Source organism: Sphingomonas longa, from assembly GCF_016892685.1.
Lineage (GTDB): Bacteria > Pseudomonadota > Alphaproteobacteria > Sphingomonadales > Sphingomonadaceae > Sphingomonas > Sphingomonas longa.
On record NZ_JAFEMC010000002.1, the window covers coordinates 553,981 to 576,261 of the forward strand.

21 protein-coding genes are annotated in these 22,281 nt (G+C 65.2%); 9 read left to right on the forward strand and 12 right to left on the reverse strand.

Annotated features, from left to right (window positions below):
* The first annotated feature begins 166 nt into the window (after positions 1-166).
* On the forward strand, positions 167-505 hold the full coding sequence (locus tag ILT43_RS08750) for a hypothetical protein (protein ID WP_204198573.1): 339 nt from the start codon (positions 167-169) through the stop codon (positions 503-505).
* A gap of 231 nt (positions 506-736) precedes the next feature.
* Here ILT43_RS08750 and ILT43_RS08755 read toward each other — a convergent pair whose 3' ends face one another.
* Genes ILT43_RS08755 through ILT43_RS08770 form a run of 4 tightly spaced genes read right to left on the reverse strand, consistent with a single transcriptional unit; the run spans position 737 to position 3,773 of the window.
* Positions 737-1,408 (reverse strand): hypothetical protein, encoded by a 672-nt coding sequence (locus ILT43_RS08755; protein ID WP_204198574.1) that lies wholly within the window; start codon positions 1,406-1,408, stop codon positions 737-739.
* On the reverse strand, positions 1,405-2,463 hold the full coding sequence (locus ILT43_RS08760) for a ParA family protein (protein ID WP_204198575.1): 1,059 nt from the start codon (positions 2,461-2,463) through the stop codon (positions 1,405-1,407). The genes ILT43_RS08755 and ILT43_RS08760 overlap by 4 nt, the downstream gene beginning before the upstream one ends.
* Before the next feature lie 4 nt (positions 2,464-2,467).
* Positions 2,468-3,526: a ribonucleotide-diphosphate reductase subunit beta gene (locus ILT43_RS08765; protein WP_204198576.1), complete on the reverse strand. Its 1,059-nt coding sequence runs from the start codon at positions 3,524-3,526 to the stop codon at positions 2,468-2,470.
* A 46-nt stretch (positions 3,527-3,572) separates the two neighbouring features.
* Positions 3,573-3,773, reverse strand: coding sequence for a hypothetical protein (locus ILT43_RS08770; protein WP_204198577.1), 201 nt, complete (start codon positions 3,771-3,773; stop codon positions 3,573-3,575).
* Between the two features lie 56 nt (positions 3,774-3,829).
* Here ILT43_RS08770 and ILT43_RS08775 point away from each other — a divergent pair, with 56 nt between their 5' ends.
* Positions 3,830-4,081 carry a DUF2171 domain-containing protein gene (locus tag ILT43_RS08775; RefSeq protein ID WP_204198578.1) on the forward strand — a complete coding sequence of 84 codons (252 nt, stop codon included), beginning with the start codon at positions 3,830-3,832 and terminating at the stop codon, positions 4,079-4,081.
* Between the two features lie 77 nt (positions 4,082-4,158).
* Here the strand turns inward: ILT43_RS08775 and ILT43_RS08780 are convergent, their stop codons facing one another.
* The 3 genes from ILT43_RS08780 to ILT43_RS08790 all read right to left on the reverse strand — a co-directional run bounded on the left by ILT43_RS08780 (position 4,159) and on the right by ILT43_RS08790 (position 9,513).
* Positions 4,159-4,626: an endonuclease domain-containing protein gene (locus tag ILT43_RS08780; protein WP_318293476.1), complete on the reverse strand. Its 468-nt coding sequence runs from the start codon at positions 4,624-4,626 to the stop codon at positions 4,159-4,161.
* A gap of 1 nt (position 4,627) precedes the next feature.
* Positions 4,628-6,526, reverse strand: a complete 1,899-nt coding sequence (locus ILT43_RS08785; protein WP_204198580.1) for a ribonucleoside-diphosphate reductase subunit alpha — start codon at positions 6,524-6,526, stop codon at positions 4,628-4,630.
* Positions 6,527-6,915: 389 nt separating this feature from the next.
* Positions 6,916-9,513 carry a putative bifunctional diguanylate cyclase/phosphodiesterase gene (locus ILT43_RS08790; RefSeq protein ID WP_204198581.1) on the reverse strand — a complete coding sequence of 866 codons (2,598 nt, stop codon included), beginning with the start codon at positions 9,511-9,513 and terminating at the stop codon, positions 6,916-6,918.
* A 115-nt stretch (positions 9,514-9,628) separates the two neighbouring features.
* Between ILT43_RS08790 and ILT43_RS08795 the strand changes: the two genes are divergently transcribed.
* Together ILT43_RS08795 and ILT43_RS08800 are read left to right on the forward strand one after the other, a co-directional pair.
* The gene (locus tag ILT43_RS08795; RefSeq protein WP_204198582.1) at positions 9,629-11,149 is read left to right on the forward strand and encodes a fumarate hydratase; all 1,521 of its coding nucleotides are present in this window, start codon (positions 9,629-9,631) and stop codon (positions 11,147-11,149) included.
* Between the two features lie 98 nt (positions 11,150-11,247).
* Positions 11,248-11,682, forward strand: coding sequence for a DUF2501 domain-containing protein (locus tag ILT43_RS08800; RefSeq protein WP_204198583.1), 435 nt, complete (start codon positions 11,248-11,250; stop codon positions 11,680-11,682).
* Between the two features lie 36 nt (positions 11,683-11,718).
* Here ILT43_RS08800 and ILT43_RS08805 read toward each other — a convergent pair whose 3' ends face one another.
* Together ILT43_RS08805 and ILT43_RS08810 are read right to left on the reverse strand one after the other, a co-directional pair.
* Entirely contained in the window at positions 11,719-13,146 is a 1,428-nt protein-coding gene (locus ILT43_RS08805) for a porin (RefSeq protein WP_204198584.1), read from the reverse strand.
* A 469-nt stretch (positions 13,147-13,615) separates the two neighbouring features.
* Positions 13,616-14,128 (reverse strand): hypothetical protein, encoded by a 513-nt coding sequence (locus ILT43_RS08810; protein WP_204198585.1) that lies wholly within the window; start codon positions 14,126-14,128, stop codon positions 13,616-13,618.
* A 112-nt stretch (positions 14,129-14,240) separates the two neighbouring features.
* Between ILT43_RS08810 and ILT43_RS08815 the strand changes: the two genes are divergently transcribed.
* Both ILT43_RS08815 and ILT43_RS08820 read left to right on the forward strand, forming a co-directional pair.
* Positions 14,241-14,612, forward strand: a complete 372-nt coding sequence (locus ILT43_RS08815) for a PRC-barrel domain-containing protein (RefSeq protein ID WP_055843864.1) — start codon at positions 14,241-14,243, stop codon at positions 14,610-14,612.
* Positions 14,613-14,620: 8 nt separating this feature from the next.
* Positions 14,621-15,127 carry a hypothetical protein gene (locus ILT43_RS08820; RefSeq protein ID WP_204198586.1) on the forward strand — a complete coding sequence of 169 codons (507 nt, stop codon included), beginning with the start codon at positions 14,621-14,623 and terminating at the stop codon, positions 15,125-15,127.
* Positions 15,128-15,130: 3 nt separating this feature from the next.
* Here the strand turns inward: ILT43_RS08820 and uvrB are convergent, their stop codons facing one another.
* The gene (uvrB, locus tag ILT43_RS08825; RefSeq protein ID WP_204198587.1) at positions 15,131-17,329 is read right to left on the reverse strand and encodes an excinuclease ABC subunit UvrB; all 2,199 of its coding nucleotides are present in this window, start codon (positions 17,327-17,329) and stop codon (positions 15,131-15,133) included.
* Between the two features lie 121 nt (positions 17,330-17,450).
* On the opposite strand from uvrB, the gene ILT43_RS08830 reads away from it, so the two are divergent.
* A complete protein-coding gene (locus ILT43_RS08830; RefSeq protein ID WP_204198588.1) occupies positions 17,451-18,278 on the forward strand; it encodes a ferredoxin--NADP reductase in 828 nt (275 codons plus the stop codon).
* 56 nt (positions 18,279-18,334) lie between these two features.
* Here the strand turns inward: ILT43_RS08830 and ILT43_RS08835 are convergent, their stop codons facing one another.
* Complete coding sequence (locus tag ILT43_RS08835; protein WP_204198589.1) at positions 18,335-19,153, reverse strand: arylamine N-acetyltransferase family protein; 819 nt, start codon at positions 19,151-19,153, stop codon at positions 18,335-18,337.
* An 81-nt stretch (positions 19,154-19,234) separates the two neighbouring features.
* Between ILT43_RS08835 and ILT43_RS08840 the strand changes: the two genes are divergently transcribed.
* On the forward strand, positions 19,235-20,569 hold the full coding sequence (locus ILT43_RS08840) for an amidohydrolase (protein WP_204198590.1): 1,335 nt from the start codon (positions 19,235-19,237) through the stop codon (positions 20,567-20,569).
* The gene (locus ILT43_RS08845; RefSeq protein ID WP_204198591.1) at positions 20,566-20,952 is read left to right on the forward strand and encodes a VOC family protein; all 387 of its coding nucleotides are present in this window, start codon (positions 20,566-20,568) and stop codon (positions 20,950-20,952) included. The genes ILT43_RS08840 and ILT43_RS08845 overlap by 4 nt, the downstream gene beginning before the upstream one ends.
* A gap of 76 nt (positions 20,953-21,028) precedes the next feature.
* Here ILT43_RS08845 and ILT43_RS08850 read toward each other — a convergent pair whose 3' ends face one another.
* Positions 21,029-22,276, reverse strand: coding sequence for an MBL fold metallo-hydrolase (locus tag ILT43_RS08850; protein WP_204198592.1), 1,248 nt, complete (start codon positions 22,274-22,276; stop codon positions 21,029-21,031).
* Positions 22,277-22,281: the final 5 nt, after the last annotated feature.

Consider the following 22,281-nt stretch of genomic DNA (forward strand, 5'->3'; position numbering starts at 1 on the left):
GGTTCCGAACGCGCAGGGCTGGGCTGACACCGCATCGACATCGCTCGCGGCGAAGCCCTCCCCCAACCCCTCCCCGCGGGAAGGGGAGCCTGTCGGGTGCGGGGTGAGCGATACCTCTTCCCCGCACCCCGGCGGCTACCCACATTCGGGGCATGATGGACAGGGCATGACGGGCAGGGTGAAGCGCAAGGCGGGACTGGCGGCGGCCGCAGCCCGCGCCGCCGCCGAAGCCGCACCGCCGCCGACCTGCGCGCTGTGCGAGCGGCCGCTGGGCGCGCGGGTGGAGTGGCATCATCTGGTGCCCAAGAGCGAAGGCGGCCGCGTCACCGCCCCGGTCCACCCGATCTGCCACCGCACGATCCACGCGACGCTGCCGAACGGGGAATTGGCGCGGGCCTATGCCGACCCGGCGGTCCTGCGCGACCACCCCGCGATCGCGCGCTTCCTGCGCTGGGTGGCGGACAAACCGGCGGACTTCTCGGTGCCGGTGAGACGGGGGCGGTGAGGGTGGGGTTTGACCAGTGAGTTCCACTTTGTCTCAGCCTATGGGTCCAACTGTCGTCCAGCAGGGTTTGCGTTTGCAAGGCGCTGCGCGCGGACCCCGCTGCGCTGCTGGTGATGCGGACCGGCCCGGAGGCGCGCTACGACCGCTTCGACTAGGTGCTGGCCGAGGTGAAGCGCGCAGGAATTACGCGGCAGGGCTTTGCAGGGAGTGAGGCAGTGGTGGAGTGAGGACTCAGGTATTATTTGATCTACGCATCGTGATAAGCTCAGGTAACATGATTTCTTCATGGCAGAAATTCGCATAGCGATAAAGCCAAGCTGTTTTGCTACGAACACGTGGACTTGACTTCGTTAAAGAAGGTCGGAACTTTTCTAATATTCCGGAAACATGGTTTCCGTCTAGATGTCCTAAATAGTCTAAGAAAGCCTCATTATCAACATCACGTATAAGAAAGTCGAGCTTTGCACCGGTAGGATACAAAAGGTCCAATGTTTCGCCGGAAACAACAATTCTAGGATCGGTCGCTACTTGGCTTTTCAGCCTATATGCATCAATCAATCCTTGGCTGAACAGCAAAGTCTCATCATGGAAGTGCCGGCCATGACTTATTCCGCCGCGGCATAAAATACCTGCGTTAAAAAGAAGGCTTTGTAAGTCACGCACTAATCGCAGGTGCTGTTCGAATTCTTCGCAACTCGTCGAAAACGGCGACGATACAACTATGCTGTCAGAAAACTGAGTTATCTTCGAATTTATTGATGTGGCGCTTGCTAAGGCGGTGTGGATGGCCGCCTTTAGGCTAGGAAGATATGTTGTCCCGGGAGCGGCGTTCTCATAGTCCGCTACCACCATCTCGCCAAAGCCAAGAATATCAACAAAGGCGACGAAGCTCAAACCAATCAAGAAAGTGTCTCCACCCGTTCGGCTAGCCGAGAAAGCTCAGACTTGTAGCTAGTCATTCTTTCAACGGCTTGATCCCAAACCTTTCCTTGCCAAGGATGACCTTCGTTCACGATGCGAGTGTCATTCTTTTCTATACCAAAGACTGGCTTTCCAGTTTCCTGCATTAGCGGCGCCAAGCCAACAAAATCAGGAATTTTTGCGACGATGCAATCTTCGGCGGTAATGCCTTGAGAAAGTGACACGCCCTCAATCGCCCCGTCTAGTGCAGGCTTTAGCTTGTCCGAGTATCGACCCGGCATGCGAGATATCCACAGTTCGTAGCTCTTTTTGGGTTTGCCGCTAATCATTTTGAAGTTTTGAGAAATAATTCCGAGAAAGAGCGGCGTGCCTGGTCTGATCGGTAGTCCTTGATCGATAAAAGATGCATATATCTGCTGGTGCTCACTTATCCAGCGCCTAAGGATCGTAGATAGAGTACCAATTGCTTGAACGTTAAACCGATCAGGCATAGACGGAACGAAGAAACCATCGCAGACTAAAAAGCATGCGCGTGTCAGGGCGCCGGAACTCGGACCTACATCGATTAGAACGTAATCAATAGAGTGCTTTACGGCCAACCTCTCTATAAACGATCCCATCGCTACATAAGTTCGTTTTTCGTGAGTTTTATTAGAAAATCTTTGGGTATGGGCTTCGGCTAACGAATCTTCAATATCGCTTAAATTAACATCACCTCTGAGTAGAAGCATATTAGGCGAAACCGGTATCAGTTCGACCGAATCGATGTCCACCTCTGGGACGTCTCCATCTATCCTTGGTCTTAGCGCTTCCAAGATAGTAGATCCCGGAAGCGGCTGCGGAACCCCAGTATCCGCTTCCTTTGTGTCTGCTTCTTGGATCGTCTGCGAAATTAACAACTCGGTCAAATTACACTGAGGATCTGCGTCAACCACCAGCACTCTACCGCCACGTTCAGCTAAAAGGTGCGCTAAGTTGAACGTCGTAGTCGTTTTCGAAACGCCACCTTTGTGGTTGTAGAGCGTGATGATCTTCATCGTATTACTCCGCCGCAACCCCAGCCCGCGAGAACATGTCGCCGGTTTGCAGACCCAGATCCTGCTCCGTCGGGCGGATGATCTTCGCCTTCTGGCGCTTGTCGAACGAGTCCCAGACGTCGTTCCACTGGCCCTTGGTCGCGGCCTTCGAATATTCGGTGGCGCGCTGTTCGAAGAAATTGGCGTGCTCGACGCCGTTGAGCATCGGCGCGAGCCAGGGCAGGGGGTGCTCGTCGATCATGTAGATCGGCTTCAGGCCGAGCTGGCCCATGCGCCAGTCGGCGATGAAGCGGATGTACTTCTTGATCTCCTTGGGCGTCATGCCGTTGACCGGACCCATTTCGAACGCGAGGTCGATGAAATTGTCCTCGAGCCGGATCGTGGTCTGGCACACGTCGGCGATGTCGTCCTTCACCGCCTTGGTCAGGCACTGGCGCTCCTGACAGAAGGTGTGGAACATCTTGATGATGCCCTCGCAGTGCAGCGACTCGTCGCGGATCGACCAGGTGACGATCTGGCCCATGCCCTTCATCTTGTTGAAGCGCGGGAAGTTCATCAGCATCGCGAAGCTGGCGAAGAGCTGCACGCCCTCCGTGAAGCCGCCGAACATGGCGAGCGTGCGGGCGATGTCCTCGTCGCTGTCGACGCCGAAGTTCTGCATGTAGTCATGCTTCTCCTTCATCTCGGCATATTCGAGGAAGGCGCCATACTCGCTCTCGGGCATGCCGATCGTGTCGAGCAGGTGGCTGTAGGCGGCGATGTGGACCGTCTCCATGTTGCTGAACGCGGTCAGCATCATCTTGATCTCGGTCGGCTTGAACACGCGGCCGTATTTCTCGTGGTAGCAATCCTGCACCTCGACGTCCGCCTGCGTGAAGAAGCGGAAGATCTGGGTGAGCAGGTTACGCTCGTGATCGGTCAGCTTCTGCGCCCAGTCGCGGCAATCCTCGCCCAAGGGCACTTCCTCGGGGAGCCAGTGGAGCTGCTGCTGACGCTTCCAGAACTCGAACGCCCAGGGGTATTCGAACGGCTTGTACTGCTTGGAGGCGTGAAGGAGGGACATGGGGATTACTCCGGTGCGAACAGGGGGAAGGGGGAAAGGGCGGAATTCATATGGCCATGCTCCACCGCCACATCGCGGTGGCGGACATGGCGAGGACGATGCCGGCGGAGGCGGCCATGATGCCGATCATGCGATAGGCATAGACCTGACGCTCCGACAGGTTGCCGCGCAGGCGCAGCAACAGGACGACACCGGCGATGCCCAGCACCGCGGCGACGACGTACATCACGACGACGTTATAGCTCATGCGACCAACTTCCCTTCCATGCGTTCGGCAGCGGAACCCATTAGAGGAGAAGACGAATGGTCGACGTAAGCCAGATCAAGGAACATGCCGAAGTGATCGGTGCGGACGGCGTGCATGTCGGGACCGTCGATCACGTCGATGGCGACCGCATCAAGCTGACCAAGAACGACTCGCCGTCCACCGAGGACGGGCAGGGGCAGAAGCATCACTATCTGCCGATCGGCCTGATCGCGGAGATCGAGGGCGACACGGTGCGCCTGAGCGCGACCGGGCAGAACGCGGTGGATATGTTCGAAGAAGCCGAGTGACGTCGTTCCTCCTCTCCCCTTGTGGGAGAGGAAGGGGCCCGCTGCCATTGGCAGCGGGAAGGTGAGGGGGCCGTCCGTCATAGGCGGCCCTTTTGCATAGGAGCTGCGGCCGCGATCAACGTCACCACGTCGTCGATGTTGTCCATCACGTCAGAATTGGCGAAGCGGATCACGCGATAACCTTCGTTTTCGAGAAAGCGGGTGCGGATGGCATCCGTGGTTACCCGCATGGCGTGATCGTCGCCGTCCACTTCGACGATCAGCTTTGCGGCATGCGAGCAGAAGTCGGCGTGATAGGTCCCGAACGGCACCTGACGGCGGAACTTCAGTGACGGCACCGATGACCTGAGCGCCGCCCATAATCGCCGCTCCGGCTCGCCAGCCTCGCGCCTCAGAGTACGCGATCGGTTTACGGCGTCGGGAGGAAGCAGCTGGCGCTTGGTCAGCCCATCCGCATTCCCCCTCACCCTCCCACGCCGCTGCGCGGCGCGGGCCCCTCCCTCTCCCACAAGGGGAGAGGGGATTAGAGGGTGATCGCCGTCCACCTCACTGACACGCCAGACACTCGTCGTAGTCCGTGCTTTCCAGCTCGAACTTCGGCTTGGCGATGGTGTTGTCCGCCTCGACGCCGCCCGCGAAGCCGGCGCGCTGGACGGATTTCGAGCGCAGGTAATAGAGCGACTTGATGCCCAGTTCCCACGCGCGGAAGTGGAGCATCAGCAGGTCCCACTTCTCGACATCGGCGGGGATGAACAGGTTCAGCGACTGCGCCTGATCGATGTAGGGCGTGCGGTCGCCGGCGAGTTCGAGCAGCCAGCGCTGGTCGATCTCGAAGCTGGTCTTGTAGCAGTCCTTTTCCTCCTGCGAGAGGAAGTCGAGATGCTGCACCGAGCCGCCGTTTTCGAGCATCGAGTTCCACACCGCCTCGGTGTTCTTCGACTTCTCGTTCAGCAGCTTTTCCAGATACGGGTTCTTGACCGAGAAGCTGCCCGACAGCGTCTTGTGCGTGTAGATGTTGGCCGGGATCGGTTCGATGCAGGCGCTGGTGCCGCCGCAGATGATGCTGATCGATGCGGTGGGGGCGATCGCCATCTTGCAGCTGAACCGCTCCATCACGCCGACATCGGCGGCGTCGGGGCAGGGGCCGCGCTCGACGGCGAGCTGCATCGACGCCTCGTTCACCTGCGCGTTGATCTGCTTGAAGATGCGCAGGTTCCACGACTTGGCCATCGCCCCCTCGAACGCGATGCCACGCGCCTGAAGGAAGGAGTGGAAGCCCATGACGCCGAGGCCGACCGACCGCTCGCGGCCGGCGCTGTAGGCGGCCCGCTCCATGCCGGGCTCGTGCCGGTCGATATAATCCTGCAGGACGTTGTCGAGGAAGCGCATCACGTCCTCGACGAAGCCCTTCTCGTCCTTCCACTGATCCCACGTCTCGAGGTTCAGCGACGACAGGCAGCAGACGGCGGTGCGATCGTTGCCGAGGTGATCCTTGCCAGTCGGCAGCGTGATTTCCGAACACAGGTTGGAGGTCGAAACCTTCAGCCCGAGCTGGCGGTGATGCGCGGGCATCGTCGAATTCACGTGATCCGCGAACACGATGTACGGCTCACCGGTGGCGAGGCGGGTTTCGACCAGCTTCTGGAACAGCGCGCGGGCATCGACCTTGCCACGCTCCGACTGGTCCTTGGGCGACCGCAGGATCCACTCGGCACCGTCGCGGACGGCCTCCATGAAGGCGTCGGGGATCAGCACGCCGTGGTGCAGGTTCAGCGCCTTGCGGTTGAAATCGCCCGAAGGTTTGCGGATTTCGAGGAACTCCTCGATCTCCGGGTGCGAGATGTCGAGGTAGCAGGCGGCCGAACCGCGGCGCAGCGAACCCTGCGAAATCGCGAGCGTCAGCGAGTCCATCACGCGGACGAAGGGGATGATGCCGCTGGTCTTGCCGTTCAGGCCGACCGGTTCGCCGATCCCGCGGACGTTGCCCCAATAGGTGCCGATGCCGCCGCCGCGCGAGGCGAGCCAGACATTCTCGTTCCAGGTGTCGACGATGCCGTTGAGGCTGTCGGGCACGGAGTTGAGGTAGCAGCTGATCGGCAGGCCGCGACCGGTGCCGCCGTTCGACAGCACGGGCGTCGCGGGCATGAACCACAGACGCGAAATATAGTCGTAGATGCGCTGCGCGTGGGCGGCATCGTCGGCATAGGCGGATGCGACGCGGACGAAGAGGTCCTGATACGACTCGCCCGGCAGCAGGTAACGGTCGTTCAGCGTCTCCTTGCCGAAATCGGTCAGCAGCGCGTCGCGGCTATGGTCGACCTCCAGCGCATAGGGCTGCGGCGCGACCGAGCGGCTGTCGAGCGCGATCGGCGCGGCCTTGGCGGCGGGTGCGGCCGTTGCTTCGATGGTGTCGGCCGTCGCGCCCCGGTCGTTGCTGAAATCCATCGTCACGCCACTCCTGTTCGTTTCCGGTTCGTTCGAATCGGCAAGCACTTAGCCTACACCCGCACGCGGCGGTGGTGGAGAACAAAATGCGATCATCGCGGTCGTCGCGCAGTGATCGGGAGCGGTAAGGCTGTCCCGACACTTTCAACGATCACACCAGCTATAGGGTCCCGATCCGTACCTTACCCCCAGAGATTGTGGCATTCGGTCGGGAGAGGCAAGCGCGATCTGCGCGGATCGCCGATCTGCGGGAGATCGGTTCGATGCCGCGCCGCCGCGACGCACGGATTCGCGCCGCCCCGTCGAAGCGCAAGGGAACGCAGCGCGAACGAAAATATTTAATCGATCGTAAACGGGGCAGTGACCGGCGGCCGGAACCGGTGAAAGGGCTAGCCCGCCCGGCGCAGTGCACGCTGCGGTGCGTTGGTGACGAGGTCGACGTCGATGGGCTCGACGAACTCGATCCCGGCGCGGCCGTCCGACGCCCAGCGCAATTTGGCGGCGATCATGCGATCCTTTACGAGCTCGATCAGGACGTCGAAATCCTGTGGTGCGCCGTCGATCGCGATTCCCTCGATCATCGCGCCGGTGGCGGAGATGTCGCGGAGGCGGACGTCGCCCTCCACACCGTCGATCGCGATGTGGGCGGCGCGGAGCATGCGGGTGCGGGGGGCGCGGCTGATGCGGTAACCCGACGCGGCGGTAGGGCCGGCGTCGTCGGCCAGCCGCGCCGTGATATCGGCCGACGGCATCGGGCGGCCATAGACATAACCCTGGATGTGGCTGCACCCCAGATCGCGCATCAGCCACACCTCGTCCTGCACCTCGCAACCCTCGGCGGTCGTCTCCATCCCCAGCGTGTCGGCGAGCGAGACGATGGCGCGGATGATCGCGGCGTTGCGGTTGCCGGGCTGCGCGGCGCCGCGCACGAAGCTCTGGTCGATCTTGATCTTGTCGAAGGGGGCGGTGCGCAGATAGCCGAGTGAGGAATAGCCGGTCCCGAAATCGTCGAGCGCCAGCCGGACGCCGATTCCCTTCAGCGCGCGGAACATGCGATCGGACGAGCTCGTCTCGTCGAGGAACACGCCCTCCGTGATCTCCAGCTCCAGCCGCGACGGAGCGAGGCCCGAGCGGGCGAGGGCGCTGGTGACGAGGGCGGGAAGCTGGGCGCTGGCGAACTGGATGGGCGAGACGTTGACCGCCACGCGGATCTCGCCCGGCCAGGCCGCCGCATCGAGGCAGGCGGTGCGCAGGACCCATTCGCCGAGCTGTTCGATCAGGCCGCATTCCTCTGCGACCGGGATGAACTCGGCCGGAGAGATCGGTCCGCGCTCGGGATGGGTCCAGCGGACCAGCGCCTCGCACCCGACGATGCGTTCGTCGCTGGTGTTGACGACCGGCTGATAGGCGATGTGCAGTCCGCCGGTGACGAGCGCCTGCCGGAGATCGTCCTCCAGCTGCTGGCGGCTGCGGGCACCCGCCAGCATGTCGGGCGAGTAGAAGCGGTGAACGCCGCGCCCGTCGGCCTTGGCGGCGTACAAGGCGAGGTCGGCGTTGCGGACCAGCGTCTCGGCATCCTCGCCGTGATCGGGCGCGAGCGCGACGCCGATGGAACAGCCGATCGTGACCGACGTACCGGCGACCGAATAGGGTTGCGACAACGCCAGGATCACGGCGCGGGCGAGGTCGGCGAGCATCGGGCGCGAGTCGACGCCGGGCAGCAACACCTTGAACTCGTCGCCGCCAAGCCGGCCGACGAGTCCCTTGTCGCCGATTTCGCGCAGCAGGCGCTGGGCGACCTGTTTCAGCAGTTCGTCGCCGGCCTGATGACCGAGCGTGTCGTTGACCGACTTGAACCGGTCGAGGTCCATCAGGAACAGGGCGGCCGGGCGACGCTGGCCGGGCGGCGGCGCGAGCGTCTTGTCGAGCGAGAAGCGCATGCGCTGACGATTGGCGAGACCGGTGAGGCCGTCGAACAGCGCAAGCCGGGTGATCTCCGCCTCCGACCGGCGCTTTTCCGTCAGGTCGACGCCCGAGCCGATGAAGCCGGAGAAGCGGCCGAGTTCGTCCAGCGCCGGCCGGCCGCTGATCGACCACCAATGCGCGCCGCGCCGATCGCCGGCGGCGCAGACGGAATAGTCGGAAAACGAGGTGCGCGACGACAGGTGAAAGGCCAGCGTCCGCTCCGTGCCGGGCGTGGCGGCGTCCATGCGGAAGATGTCGGTCAGTGCGCGCCCGACCGGATGGGGACCGAAGGCGGCGATCTCCGCCGCGACCTTGCCCGAGATATAGGTGACGCGGCCCTGACGGTCGGCTTCCCAGAACCAGCCGGTCCCCTGACCCTCGAACTCGGCGACCATCTTCGCGGCGAACCGGCCTTCACCGTGGGCGAGATCGTTGGCGACGGCAGCGGCGTGGTCGGCGAAGACCAGCCGCAGCGTCAGCGACCCCAGAGCGAGCAGCAGGAGGAGCGCGGACAAAGCGGGCCAGCCGCCGCCGCTACAGATCGTCAGTGCGACCGCCGCACCCCCCGCGTAGGCCAGCGTCGCGATGCGAACGGGCGCGAGGACGATACCGGCGAGCCAGCCCGCGCCGATCAGCGCGACCACGCAAGCCAGTTGGCTGCCGCCCGTCGCCGCGCCGTGATTCCACAACAGCGGCGGGATCGCCGATCCGACCGCGGCGGCGGCAGCGATCAAGGCCCGGATGCGGCGATGCGGCGGCGTATTCCGCGCCATGTGCACGACGCCGAACGTCGCACCGGTGCCGGCCATCAGCCATGCCGTCCAGAGCGCCGAAGCAATGCTGCTGCCCTCGACGATCATCTGCACGATCGCGGCGATCATCAGCGCGGCGAGGGCCGCCGGCCAGGCGGCGCCGACCAGCGCCAGCCTGGCGGCGTCGCGGCGGGTCGTGCGCCCGTCCTCGACGACCCCGAGCATCACCGCTAGCGGGACGGGGGGTAGGACGGGGAGCTCCACGGACATTCCACCCGGCTAGCATGCGCCGCGTTAACAGGTTGCTGATGGCCCGGTTGTCGATCGCCCCCACTGCCCGCCAGCCATTTGCATCGCGCGCCGGGGAGACGCTAAGGCGCCGGGCATGACCGTGACGATCCGCGAAACCGACCTGATCGAGAGCGTCGCCGACGCGCTCCAGTTCATCAGCTACTATCACCCGATGGATTACATCCGCGCCCTGGGCGAGGCGTACGAGGCCGAGCAATCGCCCGCCGCCAAGGATGCGATCGCGCAGATCCTGACCAACAGCCGCATGTGCGCAGAGGGGCATCGCCCGATCTGTCAGGATACCGGCATCGTCACCGTGTTCGTGAAATGGGGCCAGGATTGCCGGCTGGAGGGCAGCCGCAGCTTGCAGGAGGTCGTCGACGAGGGCGTGCGCCGTGCGTACCTGCATCCCGAGAACAAGCTGCGCGCCTCCATCCTCGCGGACCCCGCCTTCACCCGCCGCAACACCAAGGACAATACGCCGAGCGTGCTGCACGTGGAGATGGTGCCGGGCACGACGGTGTCCGTCGACGTCGCGGCGAAGGGCGGCGGGTCGGAGAACAAGTCCAAGTTCAAGATGATGAACCCCAGTGATTCGATCGTCGACTGGGTGCTGGAAATGCTGCCGCAGATGGGGGCGGGCTGGTGCCCGCCAGGGATGCTGGGCATCGGCATCGGCGGCACCGCGGAAAAGGCGATGCTGCTCGCCAAGCAATCGCTGATGGGCGCGATCGACATGGGCCAGTTGAAGCAGCGGGGCCCGAGGAACGACATCGAAGCGCTGCGCATCGAACTGATGGACAAGGTGAATGCGCTCGGCATCGGTGCGCAGGGCCTGGGCGGGCTGTCGACCATTCTGGACGTGAAGATTCTCGACTGGCCGACGCATGCGGCGTCGAAGCCCGTTGCGATGATCCCGAATTGCGCCGCGACGCGCCACGCGCACTTCACGCTCGACGGTAGCGGCCCGGTGTATCTGGAGACGCCGAAGCTGAGCGATTGGCCGCAGGTGAACTGGACGCCGGACAAGACCGCGATCCGCGTCGACCTCGACACGCTGACGCCGGACGTGGTGGCGACGTGGAGGCATGGCGATCGGTTGTTACTCAACGGCAAGATGCTGACCGGGCGCGATGCGGCGCACAAGCGCATCGCCGACATGCTGGCGAAGGGCGAGCCGCTGCCGGTCGAGTTCGCCGGCCGCGTGATCTATTATGTCGGGCCGGTCGATCCTGTCGGCGAGGAGGTGGTCGGACCGGCCGGGCCGACGACCGCCACGCGCATGGACAAGTTCACGCGCATGATGCTCGACCAGGGCCTGCTCGCGATGGTCGGCAAGGCGGAGCGCGGTCCCGCCGCCACGGAAGCGATCCGCGAGGCGAAGTCGGCCTATCTGATGGCGGTCGGCGGTGCGGCGTACCTCGTGGCGCGCGCGATCAAGGGCAGCAAGGTCGTCGGCTTCGAGGATCTCGGGATGGAGGCGATCTACGAGTTCGAGGTCAGCGATTTCCCGGTGACCGTGGCGGTGGATAGCGAGGGGCAGAACGTCCACCAGCTCGCGCCGCTGGTCTGGCGCGAGAAGATCGCGCGCGAGGGGTTGCTGACACCCGCGTGATCACGGCCGTCGCGGCTGGCGGTGGCGGCGGACGGACGAGCAGCAGGAACGTCCGCCCTCGGCGGGTCGTTCTGGGTGCGTCCACCGGAGTATGTGCCATGAAGTCGATCGCTGCCCTCGCCCTGCTACTGTCGAGTCCCGCCGCGATCGCGCAGAGCGGGGGGCAGACCGGCGCGTCCTCTGCTCCTGCGGCGCGGCAGGGGGGCGGGTTGCTGGGGCAGATGGGCGGATTGCTGGGCAATAGTGGTCTGCCGGCGATCGGCTCGGTCGGGGCGGGCAACGCCGCCGGGCTGTTGGGCTATTGCGTCAAGAACAGGCTGCTGGGTGCGACCGGATCGTCGACGGGCGCGGCGGGGGTGCTGGGACGACTGACGGGCAAGCGCGCGATCACCTCCTCCCCAGAATACAAGGCGGGGCAGGCGGGTGAGGTGCAGGTGCCGAACGGTGAGGCGCTGTCGCTGGACTCGCTGGGCGGTCAGATGAAGAACCAGGTGTGCAAGGTGGTGCTGAACAGGGCGCGATCGTTCCTGTGACGGGTCACTTGCGACGCCGGCGCGCCGATTCGGCGGTCAGTAATTGAACTGAAGCTGCGTGCGGATCAGGCTGCCTTCGGCGCGGCCGATGCGCCGCTCGTCGGCCTCCTGCCGGTGCATGCGCGAATAGGCGAGGGTGAGTTCAAGCGGTGCGATCGGCTGGAACTCGATACCCAATTCCAGCTCGTTCGTCGCCAGTCGCGGGGCGTTGATCGCCGCCTTCCACCCACCGCGATACCGCTGCCATCGCGCATAGGGCATGAACGTCCCCAGCGGGGATTGACCGACCCGCCACATCGTCTGGATATAGCCACCATCGAGCGGCCGGGTGGTGATTGCGCCGAGGCGTGTATCGAATTCCGGACCCCGACCCCAATTCCACTCCGCCTGGATGCCGAACGGCTGCGGATAGAGCATCGCGTGCAGGCCGACGCGCTCGTCACGGAACGCGGTCGGACTGGTGCCGCCGGTGCGGATTTCGGGCTGGACCCGGTTGCGGAGCAGCGCGCCGCCGAACTCCACCACCTGTCCATTCGCCAGTTCCACCGGCCACGTCGCCATCGCGACGGTCATCAGGTCGTTGTTGACCTCGACGCGGTTGATGCCCTGCCCGTTGAAGACGCCGACGCCGAACGCGCCGTAATTGCCGAACAGCTTCTGCCCGGCGTCCGCCAACCGATCCCAGATGCGCTGCACGGAAGGGGGTGTATAATAGGCGACGATGCCGAGTTCGCGCTCGCTGGGGATCGCGCTGTTGATCCCGTCGCTGCGATCGAGCGTCAGCCGGTTCGATGAGGATTGCAGGTTTTCCCACCCGAACGGCACCTTGGACTGGCCGAAGCGCAAGCGGAGGCGATGCTCCTTGTCGGGAAACCAGTCGGCATAGGCGTCGCGGATCTGGCCGAACCCCTCCCGTGGTTCGCCGACGGACTGACCACCGACGCGGGTGGCGAAATCGGGCTGGATATAGATCGAGACGTCGTCGCTGACCCGTCCTTCGAGGACGATGCGCAATCGCCGGAACGTGAAATTGCCGGCCTCCGTCACACCGCCGTCATGAACCGAGCGTAGTCGCGATCCCGACGGAATATCGAGGTCGCCGCCCGAGATCGTCTCGTTCAGACGCATCTGCGTGTAGCCGCGCAGGCGCAGCCGGTCGTACCACGCCTTGCGCTGGGGCGGGGCGACGGCGACCTGGGCGGGCCCGGTCATCATCGGGCGGGGCGGTGGTATCTCGGCAACCTGCGGCGGCGCGGGCGTGGGTGCAGGTGGCGTCGCGAGCGCGGTTGCAGGGGTCCGTTGCTGCGCCTCCTGCTGGAGCTGGCGGACCATCGTCTTCAGCTCGTCGATCTGGCGTTGCAGTTCCTGCACCGACTGCGCGGCGGCGGGAGGTGCGAAGCAGAGGACGAGTGTGAATGCCGTCACGCCGGGCGCGATGCGATAGTGCCTGACGCCCCGTGTCATCGTCGCTTACCCCAGCGACGGCGGCTCGCAAACCGAGGTGCCGTCGAAAGGGCGGCGTTATGACCCGTTGGGCGATGCCGCAAGAGCTGGCGGACGCGCAGACGCCGAATAGGCATGTCCGTAGCCCGGATATGAAAAGAGGTTGCCGAGCGCCTCCCGGCGACTCGACAACCCCTAAACATGGTCAGCGGCCGGAGAGCTCCAGCCCGGGAAACCATGATGCTTCTGACATCCTCGTCGTGCCGTTGATTGGGGGAGGATACCCCCCGACACGATTCAAACGGATATTAGAAGCGAGTCTCCCGAACGAACTGAACCGACCCCACTGCTGAACCATGAGACATCGGATCACCTCCTTTCGCTTGTTAATAGCCACGTGACCGGACCCGATCACAACCGGAATGTGCGGTGTCCGGGCTGCGGATACAAGAGGTTTTTCGGGTATTCGTCCGCTCATGCGATGGACCGTTCAGCGGCAGTCCTGAACGACGCGGCCGACCTCCGCATAGGGGGGGATCACCAGTGTCGGCGCGCCCGGCTGTTCGACCACTACTCGCCCGCGGCTGAATGCCATCGCATCCAGTAATGGGTCGGTGGCGGCGAACGCGGCCGCAACATAGGGCGGCGTGCCTCCCGTCGGTTGGACGGCGATCGCGCGGGTCGCGCTGCTGGTGCGGATCGTCAGCGCTGCCGTCGCCGCACCGCTGCGCGACAGATAGATTTGTCGGGCCGTCGTGTCGCACCGCAGGGTCAGGCCAGCGTCACTGCCAGTCTGGCCGAACAGCGCGAGGCTGCCGCGGGCGTCGCGGCGATAGCTCCAGGTGCCGGGCGTGACCGGCCAGTCCTGCCAATCCCCTGATAACGCGACGGGTTTCGGCGGCGGCGGCAGCGCGACCGGCGCGGCGGGGGCGGGCGCGCGCTGGACCGGCGGGGCGACACAGCCGGCGACGGCCAGCACGAGAAGCAGGGGGGATGCACGCATCGCCTTCGTCTACGGGCGGCGGCGGCGATGCTCAACCCGCGTGAGGCCCGGTTCGGCGATGGAACCGGCAGGGCGCGCCACAGGTTCGACCGGCGACCATCAGGAGTAACCCATGTCGACCGAGCAGGCCCCCACCCAGTTGCTGATCCAATCCAATGTCGCGCACACGCTGAAGGTGGAAAGCCGCGACGGTGACGCGGTGGGGCAGGTCTATTCGTTCATGGTCCACAAGGGATCGGGCCGCACCACGCATGCGGTACTGTCGCTCGGCGGGTTCCTGGGGATGGGCAAGAGTTTCTATCCGGTGCCGTTCGGCCTGCTCCAGTTCGATCCCGTCCGCGATTTGTACGTCATCACCGTCGACCGCCGCCTGCTGGAGGGTGGGCCGAGCTGGTCCAACAACGCACCCGTGTTCGACCAGGCTTACGCGGACCGGGTCGCCAGCTATTACGGTGTGTCGGGCGAAGACCTGAACGCGGGCTAAGCCAGCCCGTGACCGTACTGCACGTCGCCGGCATCAAGTCAGGGGAGGGCGGAACGGCCGCGATCGACGATCATGTGCGGTTCGCGTTCGAAAGTCCCTTTGGCACCGGAGGTACGGGCACGATCGTGGTCGTCGATGAGCCCGGCGGGATGGCGGAGATCGGGATCGATTGCGCGACCGGGCGATTGCGGGGCGCGACGCTCGTGACTTTCGCCCGGCAGGTTTTGGACGTGCCCGACGACCTGGTGATGTCGCTGCCGGTCGACGAAGGGCTTCCCGTCCTGTCAGCCGATATGTTCGCCGGGGATGCGGACGGGCTATTGCCGCGGATCGTCGTTCCGGGTCCGATCGACCTGCTCCGCGGCGCAAAGTTCGGGATCGTCAGGATCGGCACAGCCCAGCCCGACCGGGTGATCCGGTCGGGCGACGCGGTGTTCCTGATCGCCGGCGACGCATTGTGGGGCTTCGGCGCGGATCGCCTCTCGGCTGACGCCCGCGCGCGGATGACGGGGTAGAGGCTACCGTCCGCCGCGCCGACCGCCCATCCGCATCTTCGATTCCTTGCCGTAGCGGGTCTTGCGGGTGCCGGGCTTGCCCTCGTTGCTGCGGCCCATGACGGGCGCTTTCTGTTCGTGGCTGGGCAAGCCGAGTTCGTCGTTCTCCAATGCGCGAATCTCGTCGCGGAGACGACCCGCGGTTTCGAACTCCAGATCCGCGGCGGCCTTGCGCATCTGCTTTTCGAGATCCTCGATATAGGCGCGAAGGTTGTGGCCGACCATGTGCGGACGGTCCTCGTCGATCGGGATGGTGACCTGATCGCCTTGCGACACGTGCGAAATGATGTCGCCGATGTTGCGGCGGATCGTCGTCGGCGTGATGCCGTGGATGATGTTGTATTCCTCCTGCTTCTCGCGGCGGCGACCGGTTTCGTTCATCGCCCGCTCCATCGAGCCGGTGATGCGGTCGGCGTAGAGGATGACGCGGCCGTCGACGTTGCGCGCGGCGCGGCCGATCGTCTGGATCAGCGAGGTTTCGGAGCGCAGAAAGCCCTCCTTGTCGGCATCGAGGATCGCGACCAGCCCGCATTCGGGGATGTCGAGCCCCTCGCGCAGCAGGTTGATGCCGATCAGCACGTCATAGACGCCCAGCCGCAGGTCGCGGATCAGTTCGATGCGCTCCAGCGTCTCCACATCGCTGTGCATGTAACGGACCTTGATGCCCGCTTCGTGCATGAACTCGGTCAGGTCCTCGGCCATACGCTTGGTCAGGGTGGTGACGAGCGTGCGGTAGCCGGCCTCCGCGGTCTTGCGGCATTCGACGATCAGATCCTGCACCTGCTCCTCGACCGGCTTGATCTCGATCGGCGGGTCAATCAGTCCGGTCGGGCGGATGACCTGCTCGGCGAAGACGCCGCCGGTCTGCTCCATCTCCCACGGGCCGGGCGTTGCGGAGACGCACACCGTCTGCGGGCGCATCGCGTCCCATTCGTTGAAGCGCAGCGGCCGATTGTCGATCGCGGACGGAAGGCGGAAGCCATATTCCGCCAGCGTGATCTTCCGACGGTGATCGCCGCGCGACATGCCGTTGATCTGGCCGATCGTCTGGTGCGACTCGTCGACGAACAGCAGCGCGTTCTCGGGTAGATATTCGAACAGCGTGGGCGGCGGCTCGCCGGGGAGGCGGCCGGTCAGGAAGCGGCTGTAATTCTCGATGCCGTTGCAGCTGCCGGTCGCGGCGATCATCTCCAGATCGAAATGCGTCCGCTGTTCGAGCCGCTGGTGCTCGATCAGCTTCCCCTCCGCCTCCAGCTCCTTCAGCCGTTCGGACAGCTCGTGCTTGATGGCCTCGGCCGCCTGCTTCATCGTCGGGCCGGGCGTGACATAGTGGCTGTTGGCGTAGACACGCACGCTGTTGAGCGAGGCCGATTTCTTGCCGGTCAGCGGATCGAACTCGACGATCTCCTCGATGTCGTCGCCGAAGAAGCTGATCCGCCACGCGCTGTCTTCATAGTGCGAGGGAAAGAGTTCGAGCGTGTCGCCCTTGACGCGGAAATTGCCGCGCTGGAACGCCGCGTCGTTGCGCTTGTACTGGAGCGCGACGAGCTTGCGGACGATCTCGCGCTGGTCGACGGTCTGACCCTTTTTCAGGTCGAAGATCATCGCGGAATAGGTCTCGACCGAGCCGATGCCGTACAGGCATGACACGGAGGCGACGATGATGACGTCGTCCCGCTCCAGCAGCGACCGCGTCGCCGAGTGGCGCATGCGGTCGATCGCCTCGTTGATCGACGATTCCTTCTCGATGTAGGTGTCGGAGCGTGGGACGTACGCCTCGGGCTGGTAATAGTCGTAATAGCTGACGAAATATTCGACGGCGTTGTTCGGGAAGAACGACTTGAATTCGCCGTAGAGCTGCGCCGCGAGGATCTTGTTCGGGGCGAGGATCAGGGCGGGCCGCTGCAACGCCTCGATCACCTTGGCCATCGTGAAGGTCTTGCCCGAACCGGTGACGCCGAGCAGCACCTGATCCTTCTCCCCCGTCAGCGCGGTATCCACGAGTTCGCGGATCGCGGTCGGCTGGTCGCCGGAGGGGGTGTATTCGCTGACCAGTTCGAAGCGTTTGCCGCCCTCCACCTTTTCGGGGCGGGCGGGGCGGTGGGGTACGAAGTTCTCGCCGGTTTCCGGTTCGGACAGGTTCGTGCGGATCTGGATGGCCATGCGGGCGAATATGGGGAACGGGAGCGGAACAGGCAACGTGGGGCGTGCCCAAGATGCGCTATGGTTGCAATGCAGCGGACCCGCCCATATTGCGCATTGTTCGCAAAACATCGGAAGCTTGATGACCGACACTGTCACTGCCGTGGAGCGCGCGCCCGCGCTGATCCCGGAGAACGCCGCGTTCCTGACGTCGAAGGTGCTGTGGGTGCGCCACTGGAACGAGCATCTGTTCTCGTTCGCGATCGAGCGGCCGGACAGCTTCCGGTTTCGTTCGGGCGAGTTCGTGATGATCGGCCTGCCGGGCGAGAAGAAGCCGTTGATGCGCGCCTATTCGATCTGCTCGCAGCATTATGCGGAGGAGCTGGAGTTCCTGTCGATCAAGGTGCCGGACGGCCCGCTGACGTCGCGGTTGCAGCTGATCGAGCCGGGTGACGAGCTGTATCTGGGCAAGAAGCCGGTCGGCACGCTGGTGACCGACGCGCTGCTGGGCGGGAAGCGGCTGTTCATGTTCGCGACCGGCACCGGCCTTGCGCCGTTCCTGAGCCTGGCGCGCGATCCCGACGTGTACGGGATGTTCGACGAGGTGGTGATCGTGCATTCGGTGCGGCGCGTGTCGGACCTTGCCTATCATGACGAGCTGGCGGCGCGGTTGACGGACGATCCTTTGGTCGCGGACGAGGCGGCGACGCAGTTCCACTATGTGCCGACCGTGACGCGCGAGCCGTTCCACACGTCGAAGCGCATCGGCGGCCTGATCGAGGACGGCAGCCTGTTCGCAGAGCGGTTGCAGGGTCCGCAGCATCTGGACCCGAAGAACGACCGCGTGATGCTGTGCGGATCGACGGAGATGATCCACCAGACGGCCAAGATGCTCGACGAACTGGGTTTCGTGGAGGGCTCGAACTCGCAGCCGGGGACGTATGTGATCGAGCGGGCGTTCGTCGGGTAATCGAGGGCCGTCACTCCGGCGAACGCCGGGGTGACGGCTCTACCGGCTGTTGCCGGTCAGTCGAACAGCCCCAGCGCGGCGACCTCCTCCTTCGTCAGGGCGATGCCGAACATCAGGCCTAGGCGCATGCGATAGACGCGCGGGTCGTCGATGATGCCGGCGGTTTCGTTGTCGCCGGCGCGGCGGCGATAGGCGCGGTCGGTCAGGCCGGCGAAACCGTGCGGCAGGACGATGCTGGCGATCGCGTGCGTCGTGAAGCGCGTGCCCGGCGCGGTCGAGGTCCAGTGGTTGCTGAGCGCGAGATCGGCCTGCTCGACGGTCGCCAGCGTGAAGCTGTACTGCCGCTGCCACCCGGCACCGCCGCCGCGCCCGTCGGTCGTCGCGGCGGGGCCGTCGCGCAGCAGCAACCAGCCGTCGCCCTCGGTCACCAGCAGGAAGCGGGCACCGTCGGGCGCGACCGCCTCTGCGCCGTCGATCAGCGGCATCGGCGGCGCATAGCTGCCGCCGAACCCCGCATCGGCGATCCAGTGCTGACCCTCGATCGTCACGAGGCTAAACGTGTGGGTCAGTGGTGGTGGTGTCGTCATGCCGAGCCACACGCGGGCGAGCAGTGGGCGCACGATGAATCCGAGCGCCGACAGTGCGTCGCCGAACAGTCGGTCCTGTTCGAAGCAATAGCCGCCGCGACGCGCGGTCACCAGCTTGTCGAACACCGCCGCGCTGTCGATCGCGATGCCGCGTCCGAGCGCGACGTCGAGGTTTTCGAAGGGCACGGCGAGGCGATGCGCCAGTTGCAGGCGAGCGAGCCCGGCGGCGTCGAGCGTGGGGCGGGCCGGCATGTCGATGCGGGCGAGATAGGCGTCGAGGTCGAACATGGACCGCGCTGTAACCGCTGAGAGGTCACTGGCGCCAGCCGCAAGCACGGCTATGCTGTCCTTCGATCAGGGGGATAGACCATGCGTTACATCGTCGCGGTTGCCGGGCTGTTCGCCGCGGCCAGTCCGGCCGCCGCCCAGACGCCCGACTGGGCCGCGGCGGTGAAGGCGGATTACGACCGCGATCTGGGGCAGATGTGGGACTGGTTCCACCGCAATCCCGAACTGTCGATGAAGGAGGCGAAAACCGGTGCGCGCATGGCGGCGGCGCTGAAGGCCGTGCCGGGCGTCGTCGTGACCGAGAAGGTCGGCGGCACCGGCGTGGTCGGCGTGCTGAAGAACGGCGCAGGGCCGGTGGTGCTGGTCCGTGCCGACATGGACGGCCTGCCCGTGGAGGAGAAGTCCGGGCTGCCGAATGCCTCCACTGCGCGGCAGGTCGGGATCGACGGGGTCGAGGCGCCGGTGATGCACGCCTGCGGCCACGACACGCACATCACGGCGCTGGTCGCGACCGCGCGGCGGCTGGCGGCGCTGAAGGATCGCTGGCGCGGGACGGTGGTGTTCGTGGTCCAGCCGGGCGAGGAGCGGGTCGCCGGCGCCAAGGCGATGCTCGCGGACGGGCTCTACACGCGCTTCCCGAAGCCGGCCTACGCACTGGCGTTCCACGTCGATTCCGAACGCGCGACGGGCACGGTGTCGGCGTCGGAGGGTATCCAGTACTCGTCGTCCGATTCGGTGGACATCACCGTGCCCGGCGTCGGCGCGCACGGGGCCAGCCCGCATATGGGCAAGGACCCGGTGTATATGGCGTCGCAGCTGGTCATCGCGCTGCAAGGTGTCATCAGCCGCGAGCGTCAGCCGCTCGATCCCGGGGTCATCACGGTCGGATCGTTCCACGCGGGCCTGAAGCACAACATCATCTCCGATGTCGCGAAGTTGCAGGTGACGGTGCGCGCCAATGACGAGGCGACGCGGGCGAAGCTGATCGACGGTATCCGGCAGGTCGCGCGCGGGGTCGGCGTGATGAACGGCATGCCGGAGGACAAGATGCCGGTCGTGACCGTGACCGAAGGTACGCCGACGACGATCAACGACGCCGCGCTCGCCCGGCGGCTGAACGCGACGATGGCGCGCACGCTGGGCGCGGACAAGGTCGCCGTCTTTCGGCAGAAGGGGATGGGGGCGGAGGACTTCGCCTATTTCGTGCAGCCGGATCTGGGCGTGAAGGGCTATTACTTTTCGGTCGGGGGTACGCCGCAGGCGGCGATCGACGCCGCGCGCAATGGCGGTCCGCCGGTACCGTCGCATCATTCGCCGCTGTTCAAGATCGCGCCGGAGCCGGCCATCGTCACCGGAGCGGTGGCGATGACGGCGGCGGTACTCGACCTGTTGCCCGTGGGAGGACCCGTTTCGTGATCGGATATGTGACGCTCGGCACCAACGACCAGCCTCGGGCGCTGGATTTCTATGACGGCTTGATCGGCGAACTCGGCGGGCGGCGGCTGTCCACCTTGCCCGATGCGCGCGGCTTCACGCTGTACGGAACGAAGCGGGGCGAGCCGATGCTGGCGATCACGCGGCCCTATGACGGCGGGCCGGCGAACCCCGGCAACGGCACGATGGTCGCGCTCGGCATGGCGAGCCGGGCGCAGGTCGATGTGGTATATGCCCGGGCGCTGGAACTGGGCGCGACCGAGGACGGTGCGCCGGGGTCGCGCGGGCCGGACACGATGGATTTCTACGGCGCGTATGTTCGCGACCCGGATGGCAACAAGCTGTGTTTCTACCGGATGGGGTGAGGCTCACCAGCCTCGTGGCAACTGGACCCCGGCCTTCGCCGGGGAGGTGTGGCAATCGACGGCCCAGCCACGCAATCTACTGGAGTGCCGTGACCGCCGGCGTGTTCAGGCATGCGGCCAATCCTGCCGTCCCACGCTCGTGGAAGGGGGCGTAGGGGGCGACGTCCACCGGGCGGCCGATCCGGGCCATGTCGAAGCCGCGTTGGCCGCGGCAGGCCATGACCGCCTTCAGCAAGGCGGGCGGCGTGCGGAACTGTTCGTAGGACAGGCGGAAGGTGCCCCAGTGGATCGGGATCGCGGTCGCCGCGCCGAGGCGGGCGCGGACTTCGGCGGCCTGGATCGGCCCGATATGGCTGCCGCTTTCCATCTGGCCGGGGACGAAGCGGAAGGCGCCGATCGGGATCAGCGCTAGCCGGATCGGGCCGAGCGCCGCCGCCTCCGCCGGCCAGCGGCCGTCGCCGAAGCCGGTGTCGCCCGCGAAGAACAGGTTGCCGCCCGGCAGGTGCACGACGAAGCTGGACCACAGTGCCCGGTTGCGATCGGTGAACCAGCGGCTGCCCCAATGGTGGTTGCGCGTGACTGCGACGCGGATCGTGTCGTTCCAATAGCGTACGGGAGAGATCCGGGGTCGGCCCTTCACCGTGACCGACTGCCGCCAGTCCGCCGCGACCGCGGGGATGTTGCGCGAGCGCAGAATGGCGTCGTTGCCGAGGCTGGTGACGATCATGGGTCGATCGCGCCGCCACACCTTTTCCAGCGTTGGGAGATCGAGATGGTCGTAATGGTTGTGGCTGACCAGCACGAGGTCGATCCGCGGCAGGTCGGCAAGCGCGATGCCCGGCCGGGCAACGCGTTGCGGCCCGAAGCCGAGCGGCCCGGCCTTTTCCGCCCACACCGGATCGGTGAGGATGTTGAAGCCGGGTAGCTGCACCAGCACCGACGCATGCCCGATCCAGGTCACCCGCATCGGCGTCCGCGCGACCTCTGCCGGCGATGCGGCCTTTAGCTGACCTCCGTTCAAGAGGGACGGCAGCAGTTCGGCTGGGCGGGTCGTCCGGACGGGGACGGTCGTCGGCCATGCCGGTCGCCCGTCGCTACCCGTCAGATAGCGCCAGAAGAACGACGCGCGGCCACCCCCGCCGGGCGGACGAATCGTGTCGTCGTCGCCATCGGGATTGGCGAACCGCTCCCCGTCGAAATGGCCGCTCTCCGGCCCCTGATAATAGATGCGGTCGAGATGGGCGGGGATGATCGTCGCGGCGAGGCACACTCCGACCACGAGGAGCAACAGGAGTTTGCCGAAGGTCTTTGCGGTGGCGGGCAAGTGTG

Coding starts and splice junctions, on each gene's coding strand:
- ILT43_RS08835 (WP_204198589.1), bottom strand. CDS start 19,153: ATGTTCGACCTCGACGCCTATCTCGCCCGCATCGACATGCCGGCCCGC.
- ILT43_RS08760 (WP_204198575.1), bottom strand. CDS start 2,463: ATGAAGATCATCACGCTCTACAACCACAAAGGTGGCGTTTCGAAAACG.
- ILT43_RS08810 (WP_204198585.1), bottom strand. CDS start 14,128: ATGCGTGCATCCCCCCTGCTTCTCGTGCTGGCCGTCGCCGGCTGTGTC.
- ILT43_RS08750 (WP_204198573.1), top strand. CDS start 167: ATGACGGGCAGGGTGAAGCGCAAGGCGGGACTGGCGGCGGCCGCAGCC.
- uvrB (WP_204198587.1), bottom strand. CDS start 17,329: ATGGCCATCCAGATCCGCACGAACCTGTCCGAACCGGAAACCGGCGAG.
- ILT43_RS08770 (WP_204198577.1), bottom strand. CDS start 3,773: ATGAGCTATAACGTCGTCGTGATGTACGTCGTCGCCGCGGTGCTGGGC.
- ILT43_RS08830 (WP_204198588.1), top strand. CDS start 17,451: ATGACCGACACTGTCACTGCCGTGGAGCGCGCGCCCGCGCTGATCCCG.
- ILT43_RS08785 (WP_204198580.1), bottom strand. CDS start 6,526: ATGGATTTCAGCAACGACCGGGGCGCGACGGCCGACACCATCGAAGCA.
- ILT43_RS08775 (WP_204198578.1), top strand. CDS start 3,830: ATGGTCGACGTAAGCCAGATCAAGGAACATGCCGAAGTGATCGGTGCG.
- ILT43_RS08840 (WP_204198590.1), top strand. CDS start 19,235: ATGCGTTACATCGTCGCGGTTGCCGGGCTGTTCGCCGCGGCCAGTCCG.
- ILT43_RS08790 (WP_204198581.1), bottom strand. CDS start 9,513: ATGTCCGTGGAGCTCCCCGTCCTACCCCCCGTCCCGCTAGCGGTGATG.
- ILT43_RS08805 (WP_204198584.1), bottom strand. CDS start 13,146: ATGACACGGGGCGTCAGGCACTATCGCATCGCGCCCGGCGTGACGGCA.
- ILT43_RS08815 (WP_055843864.1), top strand. CDS start 14,241: ATGTCGACCGAGCAGGCCCCCACCCAGTTGCTGATCCAATCCAATGTC.
- ILT43_RS08800 (WP_204198583.1), top strand. CDS start 11,248: ATGAAGTCGATCGCTGCCCTCGCCCTGCTACTGTCGAGTCCCGCCGCG.
- ILT43_RS08795 (WP_204198582.1), top strand. CDS start 9,629: ATGACCGTGACGATCCGCGAAACCGACCTGATCGAGAGCGTCGCCGAC.
- ILT43_RS08765 (WP_204198576.1), bottom strand. CDS start 3,526: ATGTCCCTCCTTCACGCCTCCAAGCAGTACAAGCCGTTCGAATACCCC.